The organism is Vibrio sp. Vb0937 (genome assembly GCF_033338855.1).
The window spans coordinates 1-1,153 of sequence record NZ_JAWOTK010000344.1; the positions used below are offsets into that span (position 1 = coordinate 1).

The 1,153-nt window shown below is 41.4% G+C and carries 2 protein-coding genes; both read left to right on the forward strand.

Translation table 11 applies throughout. From position 1 onward, the window contains the following. A partial coding sequence (locus tag R7P67_RS25570; RefSeq protein WP_318086417.1) for a beta-ketoacyl synthase chain length factor occupies positions 1-328 on the forward strand: 328 nt, incomplete at its 5' end. Continuing rightward, positions 325-1,092, forward strand: coding sequence for a lysophospholipid acyltransferase family protein (locus R7P67_RS25575; protein WP_015296424.1), 768 nt, complete (start codon positions 325-327; stop codon positions 1,090-1,092). The genes R7P67_RS25570 and R7P67_RS25575, both read left to right, overlap by 4 nt. Positions 1,093-1,153 lie beyond the last annotated feature (61 nt).

Below are 1,153 nucleotides of genomic sequence, written 5' to 3' on the forward strand. Positions count from 1 at the left end.
TGCGGCATCGGAAAATACATTCCAAAGCGCGATATTAGAAGCGTGGCTATTTTTAGCAGACAGTCCAGATAAGAAAGTTCTGCTGGTCGACTTTGATGAACCTTTACCTGAATCCTACGCCGAATTTGAACAGCAGCAATATCCGGGCTTTGGCTTAGGTTTGGTGCTATCAAACGGTGATGATTTTACGTTGCGCAGCAGCCACAGCGTAGAAACACAAGGCCACCTTTTGCCACAAGGCTTAGCGTTTTTGCAGCACTACTTGTCAGACAAAACTCAGTGGACCATCCATGCCCCACAGCAATCTTGGGAATGGCGCAAACAATGAATCGCTTAAATCAGTATTGGCGCGTGCTCGCCACGGGTTTCTGTTTTTCGGTATTTGGTTTGGGTGGTTTAGCGCTGAGCTTTATCGTGATTCCAACTATTCGTATTTTTGTCTCTGACCAAACTGAACGTGAATATAAAGTTCAAGGCGCGATTCAATATTCTTTCAACACATTCTGTAAATTAATGAAGTTCAGCGGGGCGATTGATTATGAAATTATTGGCGCAGACCTTCTTCAACAAGACCGAAATTGTTTAATTGTTGCCAATCATCCGAGTTTAATTGATTACGTTTTAATCGCCTCACAATTAAATCGCTGTGATTGTTTAGTAAAGTCCGCAATTTGGTCGAATCCTTTTATGAAGCATATTGTAAAAGCGGCCGGATATATTCCAAACGAAGCGCCAGATGATTTATTAGCACTTTGTGAAGAACGATTTAATAAAGGCAACGTGTTGCTTATATTTCCTGAAGGCACAAGAACAACACCAGGCATAAAACCTAAGTTGCAACGTGGCGCGGCGCAAATTGCAGTAAGAACAGAACGAGATTTAAGAGTCGTACATATTACGGTGACACCGAGCTTTCTCACAAAAGAGAAAAAATGGTATCAGGTGCCAACAACAAAGCCCTTTTTCAAAATTGAAGTTAAGGATAAAGTTGAGATTGAGCCCTTTATAAAGCAAACTACGTCACCAACGATAGCGGCTCGACGCTTACAACAGCACTTAGCTGACAACATTTTTCCAGAAAACTTTTATTGATAAGCAGGTCCCAGTGGAACAGTTACACAACGATATTAAGCAACTTATTATTAATGCTTTG

What these genes read in the sequence shown, in the direction of transcription:
- R7P67_RS25575 (WP_015296424.1), top strand. Translation starts at nt 325, where the DNA reads ATGAATCGCTTAAATCAGTATTGGCGCGTGCTCGCCACGGGTTTCTGT.